General features: G+C 71.6%; 17 protein-coding genes. 5 read left to right on the top strand and 12 right to left on the bottom strand.

Annotated features, from left to right (window positions below):
- Window positions 1-120: 120 nt before the first annotated feature.
- On the top strand, window positions 121-1,098 hold the full coding sequence (locus AB0I83_RS07920) for a terpene synthase family protein (RefSeq protein WP_363304093.1): 978 nt from the start codon (window positions 121-123) through the stop codon (window positions 1,096-1,098).
- Between the two features lie 86 nt (window positions 1,099-1,184).
- Here the strand turns inward: AB0I83_RS07920 and AB0I83_RS07915 are convergent, their stop codons facing one another.
- The 7 genes from AB0I83_RS07915 to AB0I83_RS07885 all read right to left on the bottom strand — a co-directional run bounded on the left by AB0I83_RS07915 (window position 1,185) and on the right by AB0I83_RS07885 (window position 8,176).
- Window positions 1,185-1,400, bottom strand: a complete 216-nt coding sequence (locus AB0I83_RS07915; RefSeq protein WP_356530983.1) for an EF-hand domain-containing protein — start codon at window positions 1,398-1,400, stop codon at window positions 1,185-1,187.
- Window positions 1,401-1,504: 104 nt separating this feature from the next.
- The gene (locus AB0I83_RS07910; RefSeq protein ID WP_363303983.1) at window positions 1,505-2,686 is read right to left on the bottom strand and encodes a beta-propeller fold lactonase family protein; all 1,182 of its coding nucleotides are present in this window, start codon (window positions 2,684-2,686) and stop codon (window positions 1,505-1,507) included.
- Window positions 2,686-3,501 carry a polysaccharide deacetylase family protein gene (locus AB0I83_RS07905; protein WP_363303982.1) on the bottom strand — a complete coding sequence of 272 codons (816 nt, stop codon included), beginning with the start codon at window positions 3,499-3,501 and terminating at the stop codon, window positions 2,686-2,688. The genes AB0I83_RS07910 and AB0I83_RS07905 overlap by 1 nt, the downstream gene beginning before the upstream one ends.
- Window positions 3,502-3,878: 377 nt before the next feature.
- Window positions 3,879-4,394 (bottom strand): ATP-binding protein, encoded by a 516-nt coding sequence (locus AB0I83_RS07900; RefSeq protein ID WP_356530979.1) that lies wholly within the window; start codon window positions 4,392-4,394, stop codon window positions 3,879-3,881.
- A gap of 251 nt (window positions 4,395-4,645) precedes the next feature.
- Complete coding sequence (locus tag AB0I83_RS07895; protein ID WP_363303981.1) at window positions 4,646-5,413, bottom strand: enoyl-CoA hydratase-related protein; 768 nt, start codon at window positions 5,411-5,413, stop codon at window positions 4,646-4,648.
- A 90-nt stretch (window positions 5,414-5,503) separates the two neighbouring features.
- Entirely contained in the window at window positions 5,504-6,751 is a 1,248-nt protein-coding gene (locus tag AB0I83_RS07890; RefSeq protein WP_363303980.1) for an Ig-like domain-containing protein, read from the bottom strand.
- Between the two features lie 204 nt (window positions 6,752-6,955).
- On the bottom strand, window positions 6,956-8,176 hold the full coding sequence (locus AB0I83_RS07885) for an Ig-like domain-containing protein (protein WP_363303979.1): 1,221 nt from the start codon (window positions 8,174-8,176) through the stop codon (window positions 6,956-6,958).
- A gap of 270 nt (window positions 8,177-8,446) precedes the next feature.
- Between AB0I83_RS07885 and glgX the strand changes: the two genes are divergently transcribed.
- Window positions 8,447-10,567: a glycogen debranching protein GlgX gene (gene glgX / locus AB0I83_RS07880; RefSeq protein ID WP_363304092.1), complete on the top strand. Its 2,121-nt coding sequence runs from the start codon at window positions 8,447-8,449 to the stop codon at window positions 10,565-10,567.
- A gap of 6 nt (window positions 10,568-10,573) precedes the next feature.
- Here the strand turns inward: glgX and AB0I83_RS07875 are convergent, their stop codons facing one another.
- The 4 genes from AB0I83_RS07875 to AB0I83_RS07860 all read right to left on the bottom strand — a co-directional run bounded on the left by AB0I83_RS07875 (window position 10,574) and on the right by AB0I83_RS07860 (window position 14,271).
- Entirely contained in the window at window positions 10,574-11,230 is a 657-nt protein-coding gene (locus tag AB0I83_RS07875) for a response regulator transcription factor (RefSeq protein WP_356530974.1), read from the bottom strand.
- Window positions 11,231-11,252: 22 nt separating this feature from the next.
- The gene (locus AB0I83_RS07870; RefSeq protein WP_363303978.1) at window positions 11,253-12,506 is read right to left on the bottom strand and encodes a sensor histidine kinase; all 1,254 of its coding nucleotides are present in this window, start codon (window positions 12,504-12,506) and stop codon (window positions 11,253-11,255) included.
- A gap of 74 nt (window positions 12,507-12,580) precedes the next feature.
- Window positions 12,581-13,366 carry an ABC transporter permease gene (locus AB0I83_RS07865; RefSeq protein WP_363303977.1) on the bottom strand — a complete coding sequence of 262 codons (786 nt, stop codon included), beginning with the start codon at window positions 13,364-13,366 and terminating at the stop codon, window positions 12,581-12,583.
- Window positions 13,363-14,271: an ABC transporter ATP-binding protein gene (locus tag AB0I83_RS07860; RefSeq protein WP_363303976.1), complete on the bottom strand. Its 909-nt coding sequence runs from the start codon at window positions 14,269-14,271 to the stop codon at window positions 13,363-13,365. Before AB0I83_RS07860 ends, AB0I83_RS07865 begins: the two co-directional genes overlap by 4 nt.
- Before the next feature lie 153 nt (window positions 14,272-14,424).
- Here AB0I83_RS07860 and AB0I83_RS07855 point away from each other — a divergent pair, with 153 nt between their 5' ends.
- The 3 genes from AB0I83_RS07855 (at window position 14,425) to AB0I83_RS07845 (ending at window position 20,666) form a co-directional block, all read left to right on the top strand.
- Window positions 14,425-16,272 (top strand): ABC transporter ATP-binding protein, encoded by a 1,848-nt coding sequence (locus AB0I83_RS07855; protein ID WP_363303975.1) that lies wholly within the window; start codon window positions 14,425-14,427, stop codon window positions 16,270-16,272.
- Window positions 16,269-18,140, top strand: coding sequence for an ABC transporter ATP-binding protein (locus AB0I83_RS07850; protein ID WP_363303974.1), 1,872 nt, complete (start codon window positions 16,269-16,271; stop codon window positions 18,138-18,140). The genes AB0I83_RS07855 and AB0I83_RS07850 overlap by 4 nt, the downstream gene beginning before the upstream one ends.
- Before the next feature lie 483 nt (window positions 18,141-18,623).
- A complete protein-coding gene (locus AB0I83_RS07845) occupies window positions 18,624-20,666 on the top strand; it encodes a M4 family metallopeptidase (protein ID WP_356530966.1) in 2,043 nt (680 codons plus the stop codon).
- A 105-nt stretch (window positions 20,667-20,771) separates the two neighbouring features.
- Here AB0I83_RS07845 and AB0I83_RS07840 read toward each other — a convergent pair whose 3' ends face one another.
- The gene (locus tag AB0I83_RS07840) at window positions 20,772-22,559 is read right to left on the bottom strand and encodes a SpoIIE family protein phosphatase (RefSeq protein ID WP_363303972.1); all 1,788 of its coding nucleotides are present in this window, start codon (window positions 22,557-22,559) and stop codon (window positions 20,772-20,774) included.
- Window positions 22,560-22,597: the final 38 nt, after the last annotated feature.

Genomic DNA, 22,597 nt, shown 5'->3' with positions numbered 1-22,597 from the left:
ACAGGCATCCACAAGAGGTTCACTGAGGGTGACTCAAGGTGACGCGGTCGCCCATCCGGCTCGCCGATCCTCTTCCGACGAAGGGCAGCGATGCGAAAGATCGTCCTGCCGGCGCTCCACATGCCCTTCCGAAGCGCCGGCTGCAATCCGGCCATGGCCGACACCAGGGACACCGTCTGGCACTGGGCCGGGGAGAACGGCCTCGCCCTCTCCCCCGCCGCGCGCAGCGGGATGCTCCGCAGTCGGCCCGAGCTCTGGGCCTCGCTCGCCCTCCCCGTGGCCTCGCGGGAGCACCTGGACCTCTGCTGCCAGTGGCTCTTCTGGGTGCTCCTGGTCGACGACGAGTTCGACGACGGGCCCGCCGGCCGTGACCCCCGCACGTGCGGGCGGGTGATCGCCCGGCTGGTGGACGTCCTCGACGGCGCCGTACCGCACAGCGCCATGGAGTACGCGCTGGAGGACCTCCGGGAGCGGACCGGCCGGGGCCGGTCGCCGGTCTGGACCCGGCAGTTCCGCCGCGACACCGCCTCCTGGCTGTGGACGTACTACGCGGAGTCCGTCGAGCGGGCGGCCGCGGGAGAGCCGGCCAGGGCCGACTTCACGGACCACCGCCGCGACTCCGGGGCCGTACGCCTGTTCCTGGACCTCCAGGAGGTCGCCGCCGGCACGGACCTCCCGGAGTCGGCCCGGGGCCTGCCCTCGTACCTCGCCCTGCGCAACGCGGTCACCGACCACGCGGGGCTGTGCAACGACATCTGCTCCCTGGAGAAGGAGGCCGTGCTCGGGTACGGGCACAACACCGTCCTCCTCCTTCAGCGGGACCGGGGCTACACCCTCCAGGAAGCGGTCGACGAGGCGGGCATACAGCTGTCGCGCACGACCGAGCGGATCCGGCGCGCGGAGCGGGACCTGGCCGCGGAGATCGCCGCGGCGCACATCGAGGGCCCCGTCAGGGAGGCGCTGCGGGGCTGCGCGCGGGACTACCGCGGCCTGGTGCGCGGCAACGTCGACTACCACGCGCGCGCCGAGCGCTACACCCGTCCCGATCTCGTCCGGGCCGAGCGGCAGGACCGCCTGTCCCCGCACTTCACCGCCTGACCCGGCCCGGCCCCACCACCGACGGCCCGGCCCACCCCAGGTGGCCCGGCCGCCGTAACCGTCCGGCTTCCGCCGGTCCGGTGCGGTCACACCTTGTTCTGCGAGGCCCAGAACTCGTCGAACGTGAGCTCGCCGTCACCGTTGGTGTCGTGGGCGTTGATGACGGCCTGCGCCACGGTCTCGGTGACGTACGGGTCGCCGAGCTGAGCCATCGCGCTCTTGTACTCGGCGGCCGTGATGCTGCCGTCGCCGTTCTGGTCGAAGCGCTCGAATGCCTTGCGTGCCGACTCGATGTCCGCCACTGTTCCGCCCCTTCGTTAAGCGTTGTTGACGGGGTCAGATTATCCGGCGGTACGGCCGGACGGTCCGGCGGGCGACCCCGGACGGGGCGGCTGAGGGACGGCTGTCAGCGGAAGACACCGGTGTGGCCGAGCGAGTAGCGGCCCGGCTGCGGATAGACGGCCAGTCCGTGGGGACCGCTGCCGACCGGGATCCTGGCCAGCTCCTTGCCGTCGGCCGTGTCGATGGCGTACACCTCGGCGTCGTAACGCCCGGAGAGCCAGAGGACCTTGCCGTCGGCCGAGACGCCTCCCATGTCGGGGCTGCCACCGCCGGGCAGGTGCCACTTCTTCGTGAGCCGGTTCGCCGCGAAGTCGAAGACCGACACGGACCCCTCGCCCCTGTTGGTGATGTACATCTCCCGGGAGTCCCTGCTGACGTAGAGCCCGTGGGCCCCCTTGCCCGTCGGCAGCAGCTTCGGCGCGGTGAACGCCTTGCCGTCGAGGACCCAGACGCCGTGCGACATCATGTCGGCGATGTAGAAGGTGCTGCCGTCCGGGGAGAGCTTCACGTCCTGCGGCATCGCGCCCTGCTGGGGCAGCTTCTGCTGTGCGACGACCTCCATCTTCTCCGTGTCGACCTTGAGGAGGTCGCCGGAGAACTCGCAGGAGACGATGAAGTACCTTCCGTCCGCCGAGAAGTCGGCGTGGTTGACGCCGGCGCAGTCGACCGGCAGCGCCTTGGCCGTCTTCATCGTGTGCGGGTCGCGGAAGACCAGCTCGCGGTCCATGGAGGCCATGACCACGGCGTACTTGCCGTCGGGGGTGAAGTAGAGGTTGTACGGGTCGGAGACGTCGAGCGTGCGGCCGGTCTTCCCGGTGGCCGGGTCGATGGCGGTGAGGCTGTCGCCCAGGTCGTTGTTCACCCAGAGCGTCTTCAGGTCCCAGGAGGGCACGACGTGCTGCGGCTGGTTGCCGACGGGAATGGTCTCGACGACCTTGTACGTCGCCGGGTCGATCACCGAGACGGTGTTGGAGTTGGTGTTGGGGACGTACACCCGGGACGGGAACCCCTTGACGGCCGGTGCCAGCTTTCCGGGCCGGTCCGCCGCGTAGACGTCCGAGGGATCGAGCACGGGCGGCATACCGGGCAGTCCCGGCGGGGTCGCGGACCGGGCGGCCCTGTCCGGCGGTGCGGCGGCCTCGGTGCGTGGGGTGCCGGAGCGCGTGCCGTCCGCCGGGGCGGCGCAGGCGGCGAGCGCGGCGACGAGCAGGGTCGCGGCGGCGATGGTGCGCGGGGAGGGAGGCATCAGGTCAACAGCTCCGTGGTGGTCACCGCGCGCAGTTGGCGCCGGTCGATTTCGGTGAGCAGGAGGGGCAGGGCGGCGATGGTGTCGCGGTAGCCGAAGTGCAGGCTCACCACGGAACCGTTGCGGAGTTCACCGGCGACCTTGCGGGTGACCGCGGCGACCCCGGGCGAGGTGAAGTCGAGGGAGTCCACGTCGTAGGACAGGACGTGCGGGTATCCGGCACGGCGGGCGAGGTCCTGCACCAGCGGGGTGGCGTACTGGCCGCGCGAGGGCCTGAACCAGGTGCCGATGGACCCGGTGAGCCTGCGCAGGCGCTGCGCGCAGCCGGCGATCTCCGCGTACGCCCGCTCCTCGTCCATCGCGTTGACGTCCAGGTGGCTCTGGGTGTGGTTGCCCAGGTCGTGGCCGCCGTCGAGGATCCGGCGGGCCATGCCGGGGTGCTCGTCCAGCCAGCTGCCGACGGCCAGGACGGTGACCCGGGCGCCGGCCCGCTCGGCCTCGGAGAGGACGGCGCGGGCGAGGGCGGGATCGCCCTGGCCGTGGAACGTGAGGGCGACGCGGGGGCGCCCGCGGGGGCCGTGCGTGATCTGGACCGGCTGCCCGGGGAAGCGGCGCGGGACGGCGGCCGGGCGCACCGCGCCTTGGGCCTTACGGGCGGGTTGGGCGCCCGGGTCGTCGGCCGCCGCGGTCCCGGTCGGCGCCGGCTGTCCGGGCCCGGCGTCGGCGCAGCCCGCGCCTGCGGCGCCCGCCAGGAGGGTTCCGGCCGCGGCGCGCAGCGCGCTGCGGCGTGGCACCGGTGTCCTGCGACCGCCCATGGCCGTCCACCTCGCGGATCGGTTCGGGTGCCGTTCGCCCGAGACCTCACACACATTAGGGCGAAATGGGCGGAATATATGGCCGGACACCTTCACGATGTCATCACCGAATCGCCAAGTGAAGTCGGCACAGAAACAAAGAAAGCCAGGCGCGTGACCCATCACACCTGGGATTCATAACCGTAATGGACAGATCTATTGCCAATTATCCGTTTTGACACTTTGGTACCGGGGTCGCCCGTCTGCCATAGTCGGTGGCACGACCTCCTCCGACCCGAGCCAGGTCCCGCGAGCGGCCGTGGACACACCCCCCATTCCACGGCCCCCGCAGAAGCCCCCGACGCGCCGCACCCCGGCCGGCCGGGGGCTTCTGCGTGTCAGCGGTCGACGGTGCGCATCTCGAACCAGGTGGTCTTGCCCCGCGGTAAGAGGTCGACGCCCCAGCGGTCGGAGAGCTTGTCCACGAGAAAGAGCCCCCGGCCGCTGACATCCATCTCCCGGACCGGCATCAGGCACGGCAGGCCGCGCGACGGATCGCGCACCTCGATCCGGATCCAGCCGCGGCGGCGCAGCATCCGCAGCCCGAAAACCCGCGCTCCGGTATGCCGCACCGCGTTGCCCACGAGCTCGGAGACGAGCAGCACACCGTGTTCGACGGTCTGCGGCGGAAGCTGCCACTGACGGAGCATCACGCACGAGGTGATGCGGCGGGCGGCCGCGGCGGACTCAGGACGGGAGGGCAGCCCGACTTCGCCCTCCGTCGGATTCCCGAACAACTCCAGCGCCTTGAACGCCTGTTCGTCATCGACGCCAGGCATCCAGCGCGCCGCGGTCGCACTGCCGTGCGGTCGCGGCTGTTCCACACCCTCCAGGCCCGCCATGCCCACCATCATGGCCGCACACAACGCGCTCCGTGACCGTTCCGATGGAATCCCTTCCCCGGAACCAGTCATTCCGATTTGGTTCTCCGGCATATGCCAGTGGCAGAACATGGGTTCGTACAGCCACTTCGACCTGGGGGGACGGTCGCGGACCGGGTAATTGCACGGCCGCTCCGGGTGCTGGACCTTAAGACTCTCTTAAGGTCCAGCTAATCCGCCCGCACGGATGAACACGCGTCGCTCTGTGCGCAACTGGCGTTCGATCAGAGGAATCTGGCCTTGCCCGGCCCCTCCTCCACGAAGCTGCGCATGCCGCGCTCCCGGTCCTCCGTGGCGAACAGGCCCGCGAACCAGTTCCGCTCGATCGTGAGGCCGGTGTCGATGTCCGTCTCCAGACCGGCGTCCACGGACTCCTTGGCGGCCCGCAGCGCCAGCGCGGGACCCTGGGCCAGCCTGGCGGCCCACGCCCTCGCCTGCTCGTACACCTCGGCGGCGGGCACCACGCGGTCCACCAGGCCGATCGCCAGCGCCTCCTCCGCCCTGACCTGACGGCCCGTGAAGATCAGGTCCTTGGCCCTGGACGGGCCCACGAGCCGGGCCAGACGCTGGGTGCCGCCGGCTCCGGGGATCAGCCCGAGCAGGATCTCCGGCTGGCCGAGCTTCGCGTTGTCGGCGGCGATCCTGAAGTCGGCGCAGAGCGCCAACTCGCAGCCTCCGCCCAGCGCGTAGCCGGTGACGGCCGCGACGACGGGCTTGGGGATGCGCGCCACGGCGGTGAAGGACTCCTGCAGGGCCCTGGAGCGCACGACCATCGCCGCGTGGTCCATCGCCTGCATCTCCTTGATGTCCGCGCCCGCCGCGAACACCTTCTCGCCGCCGTAGAGGATGACGGCCCGCACATCCTCACGCCGGGTCGCCTCCTCCGCGAGCTCGCGCAGCCGGTCCTGGACGGCGACGTCCAGGGCGTTCATCGGCGGACGGTCCAGCCGGATCGTGCCGACGTTGTCGCTTACTTCGAGGGTTACGGTCATGGGGAGCAGGTTAACCGGCGCTAACAGAAGCGGGCCCGGTGCTGTTGGTCACAGCACCGGGCCCGCCTCACATCCGCCGTACGGCGGGAACTACTCGACCCACTCCGACCAGTCCATGTTCCAGCCGTTGAGGCCGTTGTCCGGCTGGATGACCTTGTCCTTGGAGTTCTTCACGATCACCACGTCGCCGATCAGCGAGTTGTCGAAGAGCCAGGCGGCGGGGGTCTTCCCGTCCCAGCCGCCGCGCACGTCCCGCAGGCCGACACAGCCGTGGCTGGTGTTGGTAGAACCGAAGATGCCCGACCCGCCCCAGTAGTTGCCGTGGATGAAGGTGCCCGAGGTCGAGAGCCGCATGGCGTGCGGGACGTCCTTGATGTCGTACTCGCCGCCGAAGCCGACGGTGTCACCGTTCATCCGGGTCACCTTTAGCTTCTCGCTGATGACCATCTGCCCGTTGTACGTGGTCGTCGACGGCGCGCCCGCGGATATCGGGATGTCCTTGATCTGCTCGCCGTCCCTGACGACCTTCATCCGGTGCGACTTCGCGTCGACCGTGGAGACCTGGCTGCGGCCGACGGTGAACTTCACGGTCTTGGCCTGCTTGCCGTAGACACCCGGCCGGCCCTCGACGCCGTCCAGGTCGAGGCGCAGGGTCACCTTCGTGCCCGCCGCCCAGTACTTCTCGGGGCGGAAGTCGAGGCGGTCGTTGCCGAACCAGTGGGGCTCGATCTCCACGGCCGGCTCGGCCGTGACGGTGATCGCCTTCTCGACGTCCTCGGGGGCGGTGATGCCCCGGGTGAAGTGGATCGACACCGGCATGCCGACGCCCACCGTGGAGCCGTCCTCCGGGGTGTACTGCCCGATGAAGGTGTTCTGCGGGACCAGCGTCGTGAAGGTGGTGTCCTTAGCCGACTGGCGGCCCCTGGCGTCCTTGGCGACCGCGTGCACCGTGTACTTCGTGGCGGCGGCCAGATGACGGTCGGGCGCCCAGCTCAGGCCGTCCGCCGCGATCCTGCCCCCGACCTCCTTGCCCTTGGGGTCGGCGACCTTCACCGCGCTCAGCTTGCCCTGCGCGGCCGAGACCTTGAGCGCCCCGCTGGTCGCCACGTCGGCGGCGCCCTCCTTGGGCGCGATGGTCACCACCGCCTGCGAGGCGCTGGTGTCGTCGACCTTCGCGCCCGCCCCCTTGCCGTCCGCGGCTCCGGTGGTCTCCGCTCCGCCGCACGCGGTCACCAGCAACAGCGATCCCACTGCCAGTGCCAGGAGTCCGGGGGCTCTGCGCCCGCGCCGTTCCCCGCCCGTGCCGGTCCCTGCCTCCGATATCGGATGCCCGTTCAATGTGGTCGTCTCCCCTCGCGCGGCCTGGCCCCGCCATGGCCCGCACTCCCCGCGCTGTGCACGCACGCTCACGGCAAGACAATCACACCGCACGCGGGGGGAACTCCCCCCGGGATGTCACTGTTCCGTCCCAAGTCCGCCCGAGCCTCGGCCCGGTGGTCCCGGAGAGCCGTTCTCCGGGACCCGCGCAGGTCGGACCGGTGGTCAGCGCAGTGCGGAGCCCGCCTTCCACCGGGGCCAGTCGAGGTTCCAGCCGCCGAGCCCGTTGTCCGGTGCGACGGTCCGGTCGGTGGAGTTGACCACCTCGACCACGTCGCCCACGAGCGTCCGCTCGAAGAACCAGCCCGCCGGGGTCTCCGAGCTGCCGCCCTTCACGTCGCGGAGCCCGATGCAGCCGTGGCTGGTGTTCTCCGAGCCGAAGATGTCGGGCGACTCCCAGTAGTTGCCGTGCAGGAAGGTGCCCGACTTCGTCAGCCTGATGGCGTGGGGTACGTCCTTGATGTCGTACTCGCCGCCGAAGCCGACGGTGTCACCGTTCATCCGGGTCACGTCGTGCAGCTCGGAGACGACCATCTTCCCGTTGTACGTCGTCGTCTTCGCCGCGCCCGCCGTGATCGGCACGGCGCTGACGAGCTCGCCGTCGCGGCGCACCTCCATGGTGTGCGCCCCGACGTCCACCAACGACGTCTGCGAACGGCCCACCCGGAAGGCCACCTTCTTCCGCTGGCTGCCGTAGACGCCGGGCGCGCCCTCGACGTCGCGGAGGCCCACGTCGACGGTGACCTCCGTCCCCGGCTCCCAGTAGTCGGCGGGGCGGAAGTCGAGCCGGTCCTTGCCGAACCAGTGGCCGGCCACCTCGACCTCGGGCTCCGTGGTGATCCGGATGGCCCTCTCCACCGCGGCACGGTTGCTGACCGGCCGGCTGAAGTCGAAGGAGACGATCATCCCGGTGCCCACCGTGGACCGGTTCTCCGGCTTGAAGTAGCCGATGAAGCGGTCCTCGGGGACCAGGGTCGTGAAGGTGGTGCTGCGGGCGGAGCGGTGGCCGTCCCCGTCGACGGCGACCGCCTCGACGCTGTACTTCCCCGCCAGCCCCAGCCGGTGGTCCTTCTCCCGGGGAGCCCAGGAACGGCCGTCCTCGGCGATACGCCCCGGCACCTCCCGGTGCTCGGCGTCCTCGGTGCGTGTCACCTTCACCCGTTCGAGCCGGCCGTCGGGGACGGTGACCTCCAGCCGGCTGTCCGCGCCGACGTTCTCGGCACCGTCCTTGGGAACGATCCGGATGGCGTCCCCGGGTGAGCGGTCGTCCCCGAAGAACGACGTCGTACCTGTGCAGCCCGTCAGTACGGCCAGCACGGTGACCAGTCCTGCCCATGTCAGCACGGCGGTCGAACCCGCCCGTGCTCTCTTCGCTACGTGGTTCACGCTTCCCCCAACGACAGGGGTCCTCCGGGGAAACGTGAGTGCGGGCCCGCCGGTGGGCAGAACAAGGGGTGAGGACACCATCAGGAAGGCCGCCGCAGGGACGCGGCGTACTCCTTCTGCGGGTGGCCGCTCCGACGAGCCGCAGGAGGCCGACAGGTGTCGAGCACAGCCGAGCAGGAGGAAGCACCGCGTACGACGGGGAGGGTCCTGGCCCACCGGCCGGCCCCGGGGAGCGGGCCGGACGAACCACCCGTATGGCCGGGGGCCCCGATGCCTCTGGGTGCCCGCTTCAGGGTCGGCCCGGACGGTGTGGCGGGCACCAACTTCGCCCTCTGGGCCGGCGGCGCCGAGGCCGTCGAGCTCTGCCTCTTCGACGAGCGGGGCCGTGAGACCCGGCTGCCGCTGACCGAGCTGACCCACGAGATCTGGCACGGCTTCGTCCCCGGCGCGGAGGCGGGACAGCGGTACGGCTACCGGGTGCACGGCCGCTGGGACCCCTGGACCGGGGCCCGCTGGAACGCGGCCAAGCTGCTCCTCGACCCGTACGCACGCGCGGTGGACGGTTCGTTCACCCTGCCGCCCGAGGTGTACGGCCACGTGAGGGACTGGCCCGACCAGCAGGTCGCCGACACCGTGCGCGACGACCGCGACTCCGCGCCCTTCGTTCCCAAGGCCGTCGTCGTGCACGACGACGACGACTGGGCGGAGGACCGCAGGCCGAAGACGCCGTGGGCGGACTCCGTCATCTACGAGCTGCACGTCCGCGGCTTCACCAGACTGCACCCGGACATCCCGCCGGAACTGCGCGGCACCTACGCCGGGCTCGCCCACCCCGCCGCCATCGGCCACCTCAGGCGCCTCGGGGTGACGGCCGTCGAACTGCTCCCGGTCCACCAGTTCGCCCACGAGGACCATCTGCTGCGGCGCGGACTGCACAACTACTGGGGCTACAACTCGATCGGCTACTTCGCCCCGCACGCCGGCTACGCCGCGAGCGGCACGGCCGGCGGGCAGGTCGGCGAGTTCAAGCAGATGGTGCGCGCCCTGCACGACGCGGGGATCGAGGTCATCCTCGACGTGGTCTACAACCACACCGCGGAGGCCGGCGAGCTCGGCCCGACGCTGTCCCTGCGCGGCATCGACAACCGCGGCTACTACCGCCTCGCCCCGGACGCGCGCCGCTACGCCGACTACACCGGCTGCGGCAACACCCTGCACGTGGTGCAGCCGCAGGTCCTCCGACTGATCACGGACTCGCTGCGGTACTGGGTGACGGAGATGGGGGTGGACGGCTTCCGCTTCGACCTGGCGGCGGCGCTGGCCCGCTCCATGCACGACGTGGACATGCTCTCCCCGTTCCTCGCCGTGATCGCCCAGGACCCGGTGCTGCGCCGGGTCAAGCTGATCGCGGAACCGTGGGACGTCGGCAACGGCGGGTACCAGGTGGGCGCGTTCCCGCCGCTGTGGACCGAGTGGAACGACCGCTACCGAGACGCCGTACGGGACTTCTGGCGCGGTGCGCTGCCCGACGTGCGCGACATCGGCTACCGGCTCACCGGGTCGAGCGACCTGTACGCCTGGGGAGGCAGGCGGCCGTACGCCTCCGTCAACTTCGTCACCGCCCATGACGGCTTCACCCTGCGCGACCTGGTCAGCTACGAACAGAAGCACAACGAGGCCAACGGCGAGGGCAACCGCGACGGGACGGACGACAACCGCTCCTGGAACTGCGGGGCCGAGGGCGGGACCGACGACCCGGACGTCAACGCACTGCGCCGCGGGCAGCTGCGCAACCTCCTGACCACGCTGCTCCTGTCGACCGGTGTGCCCATGCTGGTCGCGGGCGACGAGATGGGGCGTACGCAGGGCGGCAACAACAACGCCTACTGCCAGGACAACGAGGTCAGCTGGCTGGACTGGTCCCTGCTGGAGCAGCCCGAGTGGCGGGAGCTGACCGAGCTGACCGCACGGGTGCTGGCCCTGCGGCACCGCCACCCGGTGCTGCGGCGACGCGCGTTCTTCGCCGGGACGCCCCAGGCCCCGGACGGCCTGCGGGACCTGGCGTGGTTCACCTCCCAGGGTACGGAGATGACGGAGGCCGACTGGTACGCGCCGGCGGCCACGCTCGGCCTCTACCTGTCGGGGCGGGACATCCCGGGCCGTGACGCCCGGGGCGGGCAGATCACCGACGACAGCTTCCTGGCCGTCCTGCACGCGGACCACCGGCCCACCGACTTCCGCCTGCCCGGTCCGCCCTGGGCCGAGGCGTACGAACTGGTCCTGGACACCTCGCTCGACGAACAGTCCACGGCCCCCGGAACCGCACACCCGGGCGGCTCGGTACTCACCGTGCCGGGGAGGTCGCTGCTCCTGCTGCGCGTGACGGGGTGAGGGGGTTCAGCCGAGGATGCCGCGCTCGTAGGCGACGGCCACGGCCGCGGCGCGGTCCTTCGCGCCGAGTTTGGCGAAGACATGGGTGAGGTGCGTCTTCACGGTCGCCTCGCTGATGAACAGCCCGGCCGCGATCTCACGGTTCGACGTACCGCGGGCGACGAGGCCGAGCACCTCGCGTTCGCGCGCGGACAGCGACTCGTTGCCGGGACCCGCCGGGGCGCGCACCCGTGCGACGAGGCGGGAGGCGACGGCGGGTGAGAGCACGGTGCGGCCGTCGGCCGCCGCGCGTACGGCGGTGAAGAGCTCCTCGCGGGGAGCGTCCTTGAGCAGGTATCCGGTCGCACCGGCCTCGATGGCGGGGAGGGTGTCGGAGTCGGTGTCGTAGGTGGTGAGGACGAGCACCCTGGACCGGGCACCCAGCCGGGTCAGTTCGGCGATGGCGGCCACGCCTCCACCGCCCGGCATCCGCAGGTCCATCAGGACGACGTCGGGGTCGGTGCGGCGGACGAGGGCGACGGCGGCCACCCCGTCGGCGGCCTCGCCGAGCACCTCGAAGCCCGGCGCCGAGGTGAACACGGAGCGCAGACCGTCCCGTACGACCGGGTGGTCGTCGACCACGACGAGGGTGATGGTGCGCGCGGTGTCCGGGGCATCGGTCATGTCGCGCCCAGCGTACCGGCCCTCAGACACGGCGGACCAGGGGCAACCGGGCGGAGACGGCGGTGCCGAGACCGGGCTCCGCCTCCACCGTGACGCGCCCCGCGACGCGTTCGGCGCGCGCCCGCATCCCGCCGAGCCCGAAGCCGCCGGTGCCGCCGGGCGGGGGCAGCGCGGCGGGGTCGAAGCCGCACCCGTCGTCGCGTACGTCCAGGGTGATCTCGCCGTCCATGTACGACAGGGTGACGCCGGCCCGGGTCGCCGAGGCGTGCCGCGCGGTGTTGGCCAGGGACTCCTGGGCGATACGCAGCAGGGTGGCGCCGACCTCGTCGTGCAGCGGCTCGACCGATCCGGTGACGGTGAACTCCGCGCGCACCCCGGTCCGCTCCGCCCATCGCGTGACCGTCTTCCCGAGTGCTCCGGGCAGGTCGTCGTGCTCCAGCGCCGCGGGAACCAGGTTCTGCACGGAGCGGCGGGCCTCCCCGAGGCTGTGCCGTGCCAGGCCCGCCGCCCGGTCGAGGTGCTCACCGGCCAGGGAGGGGTCCGCGGTGGAGGTGGCGGCCTGGAGCTGGGCGATGATCCCGGTCAGGCCCTGCGCGAGGGTGTCGTGGATCTCGGCTGCGAGCCGGCGCCGTTCGTCGGCCACCCCTGCCTCCCTGGCCTGGAGGAGGAGTTGGGCGTGCAGCCCGGCGTTCTCCTCCAGGGCCTGCGCGAGGCGGGTGTTGGCGCGTTCCAGTTCGGTGATCGTCTCGCTCTGGTGCCGGGTCCTCTCCGCCTCGCGGTCGCTGAGGTTGCCGAACACCAGGGCCAGCGAGGAGTGCAGGGCGAACAGCGCGCCGAAGGCAGCCCAGTTGGTGAGGGAGGCGGGCGGCATGCCGCCGCCGGACTGCGAACCGGCCATGGTGGCGGCGGTGCACAGCAGCCCGGCGCGCATGAGCCGTCTCGGCAGCAGCTCCCCGACGTCGAAGTAGCCCACGATCGCGTAGATGGAGAAGAACGGGTTGCACCAGCACAGGGCGAAGGCGATCAGGGTCCGCAGGACGTAGTAGACCCGGGCCGCGGGCGACCGCACCGGGACCTTCGGCCGGGTCCGGCCCCACCACACCTGGAGGGTGCAGGCCGCCACGACGAGCGCCCCGGCCGCGTACCCGTCCCCCCGGGACATCCCGACGAGGCCGGCGGAGAGCACGGCCATCAGCGAGGCGACGCAGAGCAGCGTGTACGGCCCGTAGCGGTAGAACTGCCCCCAGCGCTGCTCGACCGTGGTGCCGCCGCCCATCGTGCCGCTCCCCCTCCTTCGACCCGCGCCGCCCGTCACGCCCCTGGTCGAGTCTCCCCCGCCCGGAGCCCTGGTCACTCCCAGCGGAAGAGCCGGGTCGACACGACGCCGAGCAGCGCGGCCCACACCAGCATGACCGCGAGGTGCGCGAATCCGGGCCAGTCGCCCGAGGCAGCCTGGTCGAGGGCCTGCGACGCGGCGCCGAAGGGGGTGAACTCGACGATGCGGCGGAGCAGGTCCGGCATCGTCGAGACCGGCACCCAGACCCCGGCGGTGAACATCATCAGGAGGTAGGCCACCGAGCCGACGGCGGTCACGACCTTGGACGTGCGGGACAGCGCGCAGATGGTCGCGCCGAGGCCGAGGACGCAGACGACGGCGAGGAGCAGGGACAGCAGGTAACCGGCCCCCTGTTCGGGCAGTCGCACGCCGAAGGCGATCCTGCCGACGGCGATGACGAGCACGGCGGAGCCGAGGGACGCCACGCCGTGCAGCACGATCTGCGCGGTCAGCAGGGCGGAAGGGCGCACAGGCGTGGCCGACATCCGCCGCAGGATGCCGCGTTCGCGGTATCCGGTGAGGACCGGCGGCATGGCCTGCAGCCCGGCCATGATCATGGCAAGCAGGACGGCGACCGGTACGTACAGGTCGATGACGCTGCGGCCGCCGAGGGCGTCGTCATTCTCCCGGAAGGAAGGGATGAGGCCGAGGATCGTCATCAGGGCGGTCGGGAAGACCAGGATCCAGAACAGGCTGCCCGGCTCACGCAGGAAGAGCCGTGTCTCCGCCCTGAGGACGGCGGCGGTCGGGGCGGGACGGGGCGCGGCGGCGTTCGTGCGGACGGTCGCGGTCATGGTCATGAGGCCTGTTCCGTGAGGTCGAGGAAGACGTCGTCCAGGCCGGCCTCGGCGACGCGCAGTCGCCGGGCCGTGACGCGGCGGCGGGCGAGGAGTGTGATGACGGCGTTGGCGGTGTCGTCGGTGCCCTGGATGACCACCCGGGCGCCGGGTTCGGTCACCTCGACGGAGACGGCACCGGGCAAGGTCGCGAGTTCGGCGTACGGCAGCGGCTCGGACGGGGTGAAGGAGATGGCGGTCGATCCCGCCGCCCCTGCGACCAGTCCGCCGGGGGTGTCGAGCGCGACGAGACGGCCCTTGTCGATGACCGCGACGCGGTCGCAGAGCCGCTGTGCCTCCTCCATGAAGTGGGTGACCAGCAGGACGGTCACACCGCTGTTCCGGATCTCCTCGACGATCCGCCAGGTGTCGCGCCGGGCACGCGGGTCGAGGCCGGTGGTCAGTTCGTCCAGCACGACCACGCGCGGGTTCCCGATGAGCGCGAGCGCGATGGACAGCCGCTGTTTCTGGCCACCGGACAGCTTGGCGAAGCGGCGGTCCAGATGGCCGTCGAGACCGAGGCGTCCCGCGAGGTCACGCCGGTCGGCGGGGGCCGGGTAGAACGCGCTGTAGAGCTCCAGGGCCTCGCGTACGGTCAGCTTGGGCTGGAGCTCGCTCTCCTGGAGCTGGGCGCCGAGCAGCGCGGTCACCTCGTCCCGGTCGACAGCCGGGTCCAGTCCCGCGACCCGGACCGTGCCGGCGTCCGGGACCCGCAGTCCCTCCACGCATTCGACGGTGGTGGTCTTGCCCGCCCCGTTGGGGCCGAGGATCCCGAAGATCTCCCCCTCCTCGACGGCGAAGCCCACGCCGTCGACGACCGTGCGCCCCCCGTAGGCCTTGCACAGCCCGTTCACTTCGATGATCGCCATGCCCGCAAGTGTTCCGGCGGGCGGGCCGGGCCGGTATCCGCCGTACCGCTCCGGCGGGCATCGGCCGATCGGTTGACGCACCGCTGCGACCCGGACGATCCGACCGGAAAACCAGGTGAGCGATGTCAGTGGTGAACCATAGGCTCGCTCCTGATGCCCGAAAAACCTGCAGAGCACACGGACCGGTCCGCCGTGCGCTCCCTCCTGCGGCTGTGGCCCTATGTCAGACCGGTGCGTAAGCGCTGGCTCGGTGCCGCCCTCGTGGCGGTTCTGGCCTCCTGTCTCGCCCTGGTGATCCCCCTGGTCCTGAAGTGGATGGTGGACGGTCCCGTCGCCCGGCGCGACCCGGGCGGGGTGTGGCTGGGAGCCCTCTGGCTGCTGCTGCTGGGGATCGTGGAGGCCGGGCTGTTCGGGCTGCGCCGGTGGCTGGTGGCCAGGCCGCTGGCGGGTGTCGAGGCGTCGATGCGCGCCGACCTCTACCGCCATCTGCAGCGCCTGCCCGTGGAGTTCCACGACCGCTGGCCCTCGGGGCAGCTGCTCTCGCGGGGCACGACGGACCTGATGCTGATGCGGATGTTCCTGGCCTTCCCGCTGACCTTCCTGCTGGTCAACGGCACCACGATCCTGGTCGGTTTCGTCATCCTGTTCGTTCAGGAATGGTCCCTGGGGCTGGTGCTGCTGGCTCCCGCGGTGCCTCTGATGATCCTGTGCTCCGTCTTCGAGACGAAGTACTCCTTGGTGGCCCGCAGGGCCCAGGACCAGGTCGGCGATCTCACGACGGTCGTCGAGGAGAGCGTGCTCGGTATCCGTATCGTCAAGGGCTTCGGCCGCAACCGCAGCCAGGCACTGGCCTTCCGCGCCCTCGCCCGGCGGCTGCGCGGCACGGAGCTGGGCAAGGCGCGGCTGCTCGCCGGTATCTGGGCGCTCATCACCGCCATCCCCGAGCTGGCCATCGGAGCGGCCCTGGTGCTCGGCACGGTCCAGGTGGCGGACGGCGAACTGTCGGCCGGCACGCTGGTGGCCTTCCTGACGACGGCTCTGGCGCTGCGCTGGCCGGTCGAGTCCATCGGGTTCCTGCTGGCGATCAGCCAGGAGTCGGCGACGGCGGCCGACCGCTTCTTCGAGGTGATGGACGTCGCCGAGGAGCCGGCACCCGGAAGTCCGGACGGCGCGGCCGGGAGGACCGTTGGGAGCGGGAAGGACGCGGGGGCCGGGGCGACCCGGGGTGCGGACGGCATGGTCTTCGAGGGGGTGGAGTTCCGCTATCCGGACGCCGAGCCCGGCTCACCGCCCGTCCTCGCCCGGATCGACCTGCGGATCCGGCCCGGTGAGACGATGGCCCTGGTGGGGGCGACGGGTTGCGGGAAGACGACCCTGACCGCGCTCGTGCCGAGGCTCCACGACGTCACAGGCGGCCGGATCCTGCTGGACGGCGAGGACATCGCCTCCATGGAGCGCCCCCGGCTGCGTGAGCTGGTGTCGGTGGCCTTCGAGGAGCCGACCCTCTTCTCCGCCACCGTCGGACAGAACGTGCTGATGGGTGCGGAGGGCGCGGGCGAACAGGATCTGCTCCGGGCCCTGTCGGTCGCACAGGCCGACTTCGTGCACGACCTCCCGCAGGGCGTGGACACCCAGGTCGGGGAGCAGGGGCTCAGCCTGTCCGGCGGCCAGCGGCAGCGTCTCGCGCTGGCCCGTGCGGTGGTCGGAGCACCCAGGTTCCTGGTGCTCGACGATCCGCTCTCGGCCCTGGACGTGCACACGGAGACCCTGGTGGAGGCGGCCCTGCGCCGCGTGCTGGAGGAGACGACCGCCGTGGTCGTCGCCCACCGCCCGTCCACGGTGATGCTCGCGGACCGGGTGGCGCTGCTGTCCGAGGGCCGGATCAGCGCCGTCGGCACCCATCAGGAACTCCTGCGGACCAGCGCCGAGTACGCCTGGCTGATGTCCGGTGCCCGTGAGGACGCCGGTGTTCTCGTCCCCGAGGAGGGCGGCACCCGATGACCAGTACGACTGCCGACGGCCCCGCCGTCGCCGACGAGGACCTGCCCGGCGAAGGACCGGGCCGGGTCCCGGAGGACGGGGATCCCTTCGACGGGGACTCCCTGCCCACCCCCCGGGGCGCCACCCGCGCGCTGCTGACGTCCCTGCTCGGCCCGATGCGGGCCAGGGTGGTCGTGGCCTGCCTCCTGCTGCTGGTCCAGCAGGCCGCCGTGCAGGCGGGGCCGCTGCTCGTGGCGTACGCCATCGACAGCGGTGTGCCCGCGTTCCGCGACCACGACTACGGCCCGCTGGCCGCCGTCGGGGCCGGGTACGCGGTGTGCTCGCTGGGCGCGGGGCTCCTTCAGTACGCCTTCATCAGGGCGGCGGCGAGGATCAACCAGGACGTGCTGCTGGACCTGCGCGGCCGCATCTTCCGTCACGCGCAGGCACTGAGCGTGGACTTCCACGAGCGCTACACCTCGGGACGGCTGATCTCCCGGTCGACGACGGACGTGGAGTCCCTGCGAGAGCTGCTCAGCGAGGGACTGCAGGAACTCATCGGCGTGGTCCTGTCGTTCGTGTCGATCTCCCTCATGCTGCTCTGGCTCGACCTCGGCATCGGAGCCATCGCGGTGGCCTCCTTCGTCCCCCTGTACCTGCTGGTGCGGAACTACCAGCGCCGGGCGGCCTCGGCCTACTCGGCGCGCTCGTCGGCGATCGCCGCTGTCATCGTGAGGTTCGCCGAGACGATGAACGGGATCCGCCCCGTGCAGGCCTTCCGCAGGGAGCGCGTCAACGACCGGGACTTCGCCGTGCTCAACCACCGCCACGAGCGGACGAACGGCGACGCCCTCCTGGAGATGGCCCGTTACGTCGTCGGCTCCCGGCTCGTCGCCAACACCGCGGTGGCCGCGATGGTCCTGTGGGGCGCCCAGCGGGTGGCGTCGGGCACCCTCGCCCTCGGCGTGCTGGCCGCCGCGGTGCTCTATCTGCGCCGGCTCTACGACCCGATCGACCGGCTCGCGATGTTCCTCAACTCCTACCAGTCCGCGTCGGCTTCGCTGGAGAAGATCGCGGGGCTGCTGGCCCAGACGCCCACGGTCCCCGAGCCGCTCGCCCCGAGGGCGCTGCCGCCCGCCGCCGGTGGGCACCCGGGCCGCGAGGTCACGTTCGACGACGTGCGGTTCGCCTACCGGACGGGTGGCGAGGTCCTGCCGCGCTTCGGTCTGACGATCCCGGCGGGCCAGACCGTGGCCGTGGTCGGCTCCACCGGTGCCGGCAAGTCGACGCTCGCCAAACTGCTGGCGCGCTTCTACGACCCGACGGAGGGCAGCGTGCTGCTCGACGGCACAGATCTTCGCGACCTGGCGACGGACGAGCTGCGGCGGGGCGTGGTGATGGTGACCCAGGAGGCGTTCCTGTTCTCCGGGACGATCGCCGAGAACATCGCGATCGGGCGTCCGGACGCGACGCCCGAGGAGATCGAGCATGCGGCGAAGGCCATCGGGGCGCACGACTTCATCAGCTCCCTGCCCGACGGCTACGACACCGACGTACGCAAGCGGGGCGGCCGGATCTCCGCCGGGCAGCGACAACTCGTGGCCTTCGCACGCGCGTTGCTCGCGGATCCCGCGGTACTCATCCTCGACGAGGCCACGAGCTCGCTCGACGTGCCGGGCGAGCGGGCGGTGCAGCGGGCGATGGACACCGTGCTGCACGGTCGCACGGCTGTGGTGATCGCCCACCGGCTGTCGACCGTGGAGATCGCGGACCGGGTCCTGGTGATGGAGCGGGGGCGCGTGGTGGAGGACGGCTCCCCGGCCGAACTCATCGGCGGGACGGGCAGGTTCGCGGGTCTGCACCGCGCGTGGCGGGAGAGCCTGGCCTGACGGCCTCGGCGGGTGCCGCCGCCCGCGCGGAAGGCCGTGCCGGCCCGTGGTCCACGGCTCCGTTCGCCACGGACCCGCGCCGACGACCCGCGGTGCGGCCGTCGCGGGTGGCGCCGTGGGCCTTCGGGCCACCGGGACGGCGCGGAACTGGCCACAGTTCCGCGCCGTCTCAGCCCGTGGTCCGCCCTCCGTTCGCGCATTCCTGTTCGAACGACGGAAATTCGAACGGAATCTCAACGCACCCTGCGATTTCAGGCCCCACGACGGTCCGCGACCTCCCATACAGCACCGGTATGACACACAACGAAACGTCCGCTTAACGAACACCGCACTTCCGGCAACGGACGACTTCCGGCCAATCTGTTGACGCGGTCCTGACACGCACACACTTCTGCTGGCACTCTTCCCCCGTTCCGCGCACCGCCTGCTCTGCCGGTCGGCTCACCCAGTCGGCCGTGAACCCCCCTCGCAGAAGGAGTCCGCGTGAGACCCACGCCCAGCCGTCGTACCACCGCGACCGGCGCTCTGATTGCCGCAGCAGCACTCCTCGCCGTCGGAATGCAGGGCGGTGCCGCAACGGCCGCCTCCGACAGCGCGACCGCGGCCCCCGCCGCCGCGGTGAAGGGCGCCGATCCCGGCGCGCTCCCCGCGAAGCTCTCCCCCGCCCAGCGCGCGGAGCTGCTCCGTGAGGCCAACTCCACCAAGGCGGAGACCGCCAAGGAGCTCGGCCTCGGGTCCACGGAGCAGCTCGTGGTCCGGGACGTCGTCAAGGACGTCGACGGCACCACGCACACCCGCTACGAGCGCACGCTCGGCGGGCTCCCCGTCCTCGGCGGCGACCTGGTCGTGGCCGAGTCGAAGGCCGGAGCGACGCAGGGCGTCACCAAGGCCTCGAAGGCGACCGGAACGCAGCTGAAGGCGGTCGGCACCACGGCGGACGTCGCGCCGGCCACCGCCGAGAAGCAGGCACTCACCGCGGCCAAGGCGGACGGTTCGAAGAGCACCGAGGCCAGCAAGGCCCCGCGCAAGGTCGTCTGGGCGGCGAGCGGCACCCCGCAGCTCGCGTACGAGACCGTGGTCGGCGGCCTCCAGCACGACGGCACGCCGAACGAGCTGCACGTCGTCACGGACGCCTCGTCCGGCGCCAAGCTGTACGAGTGGCAGGCCATCGAGACCGGCACGGGCAACACCCAGTACAGCGGCCAGGTCACGCTGGGTACCTCGGGCAGCTCGGGTTCGTACAACCTGACCGACGCGGCGCGCGGCAGCCACAAGACGTACAACCTGAACCGCGGCACCTCGGGCACCGGGACCCTGTTCTCCGGCGCCGACGACGTGTGGGGCAACGGCAGCGCGTCCAACACCGAGACGGCAGCCGCGGACGCGCACTACGGGGCCGCGGAGACCTGGGACTTCTACAAGAACGTCATGGGCCGCACCGGCATCAAGGGCAACGGCGTCGGCGCCTACTCCCGGGTGCACTACGGCAACAGCTACGTCAACGCGTTCTGGTCCGACAGCTGCTTCTGCATGACGTACGGCGACGGCAGCGGCAACCTCGCGCCCCTGACCTCGCTGGACGTGGCGGCCCACGAGATGACGCACGGCGTCACCTCCAACACCGCAGGCCTCAACTACAGCGGTGAGTCGGGCGGTCTCAACGAGGCCACCTCCGACATCTTCGCGGCGGGCGTGGAGTTCTACTCCAACACCACCACGGACCCGGGCGACTACCTCGTCGGCGAGAAGATCGACATCAACGGCGACGGTACGCCGCTGCGCTACATGGACAAGCCCAGCAAGGACGGGGCGTCCAAGGACTCCTGGTACTCGGGCATCGGCTCGGTCGACGTCCACTACTCCTCGGGCCCGGCGAACCACTTCTTCTACCTGCTCTCCGAGGGCAGCGGCGCGAAGACCGTCAACGGGGTGTCCTACAACTCCCCGACCTCCGACGGCCTCCCGGTGACCGGCATCGGCCGGGACAAGGCGCTGCAGATCTGGTTCAAGGCGCTCACCACGAAGTTCACCACGACCACGAACTACGCCGCGGCCCGCACGGGCACCCTGGCGGTTGCCACCGAGCTGTACGGCGCCACCAGCGCCGAGTACACCGCGGTCGCCAACGCGTGGGCCGGCATCGCGGTCGGCTCCCGTCCCGGCGGCGGCACCGACCCGGGTGGCAAGGTCTTCCAGAACACGACGGTCAAGGCCATCGCCGACCTCAGCACCACCAACTTCCCGGTCGTCGTCAGCGGCGTCACCGGCAACGCGCCGAGCACCCTCTCGGTGGCGGTCAACATCACGCACACCTACCGCGGTGACCTCGTCCTCGACCTGGTCGCCCCGGACGGTACGGCGTACCGGCTGAAGAACTCCTCGTCGAGCGACTCCGCGGACAACGTGGTGGCGACCTACACGGTCAACGCCTCGTCCGAGGTGGCCAACGGCACCTGGAACCTGAAGGTCCAGGACGCCTACTCCGGCGACACGGGCACCTTCAACAGCGTCAAGCTCACCTTCTGAGCACCGTCCGGGGACGCCGAGCAGGCGTCCCCGGACGGCGCACCGGAAGAATCCGACGGCCCCGGGGAGCTCGCTCCCCGGGGCCGTGCTGCGCTGTCCCGGGGTTCAGCCCGGAAGGTTCTGCTCGGCCCAGACGACCTTGCCGGTGGTCGTGCGGCACGAACCCCAGCTGCGGCAGAGCAGGTTGATGAGCTGGAGTCCCCGGCCGCCCTCGTCGCTGACGTCCGCGTGCTGGATCTGCGGCAGGTCGGGGCCGGTGTCGGCCAGCTCCACCACGAGACGCTCGTCGCGCAGCAGCCTCAGCCGGCCCGGCCCGCCGCCGTACCGCAGGGCGTTGCCGACCAGTTCGCTGACGACCAGTTCCGTCACGTCCGCCAGGTCGGCCAGGTCCCAACGGGCGAGCTGCTCCGTGACCAGCTTCCGGGCGACGGAGGCCGGATTGCCCTCAGCGGGCAGGTCCCACTCCCGCAGCCTCTCCTCGGGCGACAGCTCGTGGCCGCCCGCGACCAGCAGCACCGCCTCGTCGAACCGGCCGTCGTCGTGCCGCGGCGCGGTCAACGGCCCTCCGCTGTCCAGCAGTTCGAGCGGCATCGCGGCCACAGCCGTACGCAGCCCCTCCAGCTGTACGTCCACGTCGTCGGTCCGCGTCTTGATCAGCCCGTCGGTGTAGAGGACCAGCCGGCCGCCGACCGGACCGCGCAGCCGCAGCGGGTCGTACGGGATGACCCCGGCCCCCAGCGGCGCCCCGACCGGTACGTCGAGGTAGCGGGCGGTGCCGCCCGCGTCCACCAGCAGCGGCGGCGGATGGCCCGCGCTCGCGATCGTGTAGCTGGAGTCCGCCGGGTCGTAGACCGCGCACAGACACGTGGCGACCTGGTCGTCCTCCAGGTCCCGGGTGGCGAGGTCGAGCCGGGCCAGCACCCTGTCGGGGGCGATGTCCAAGGTCATGAGGGTGCGGGCGACGGCCCGCAGCCGTCCCATCGTGGCGGCGGCGGGCAGCCCGTGGCCGGTGACGTCGCCGACGACCAGGGCCGTACGCCCGCCGGGCAGCGCCACCACGTCGTACCAGTCGCCGCCCACCCCGTGCGCGTCGAGGGCGGGCACGTAGTGGGCGTGCACCCCGAGCCCCGGTGTGCGGGGGGTGGCACGCGGGAGCAGGGAGCGCTGGAGCGAGACGACATGCTCGCGCTCACGTCCGTAGAGCCGCGCGTTGTCTATGAAAACCGCTGCCATGGAGGCCAGTTGGCCGGCCAGGTCCAGGTCGGCCCGGTTGAACGGCGGACTGTCCCCGGCTCGTACGAAGTCGGCGGACCCGAGCAGCACACCGCGCGCGGTCAGCGGCACGGCCATGTAGCTGTGGACGCCCTGGCGCCGCATGGCCACCGCCGCGCTCGCCGTGGGCGTGACGCTCTCGTAGTCCTGCGAGGTCATCCGGCTGACCAGCACCGGCCGTCCGTTGCGGAGGCACTCGGTGGTCAGAAGCGTCTCGCGGCGCTCACGGAGGTCGACCACCTCGCCCACGGGTGACGGCTCCAGCCCCTTCAGCCAGTCGACGGTCCGGACCGCCATGGCGCGGGTGACGGGCACCGCGGCGCCGGTGACCCGCTCGCCCTCCTCGCCGCGCAGCACGGACTCCAGCAGGTCCACGGCGGCACCGTCGGCCAGCCTCGGGACGCTGTAGGCGGCCAGTTCCTCGGCCGTGCGCTCCAGGTCGAGGCTCGTACCGATCCGGGTGCCCGCCGCGTTGAGCCAGCGCATCCGGGCAGCGGTGGTGAAGCGGTCACCGCGCGGGCCCACCGGCTCGGACCGGGGGACGGGCAGGCGCCGTGAGGTGCCACCCCGCGCGGCCAGCCGACGGGTCAGGCGCCTCGCTCGGCCTCCGCCGCGGTTCACCGTGCCGACCTCCACTCGCGTCCGGGGGAACGCCTCGC

This window comes from Streptomyces sp. NPDC049970, from assembly GCF_040660235.1.
Classification (GTDB): domain Bacteria; phylum Actinomycetota; class Actinomycetes; order Streptomycetales; family Streptomycetaceae; genus Streptomyces.
Note: the sequence above shows the minus strand (reverse complement) of the source record. Positions and strands in the feature narration are given on the sequence as shown.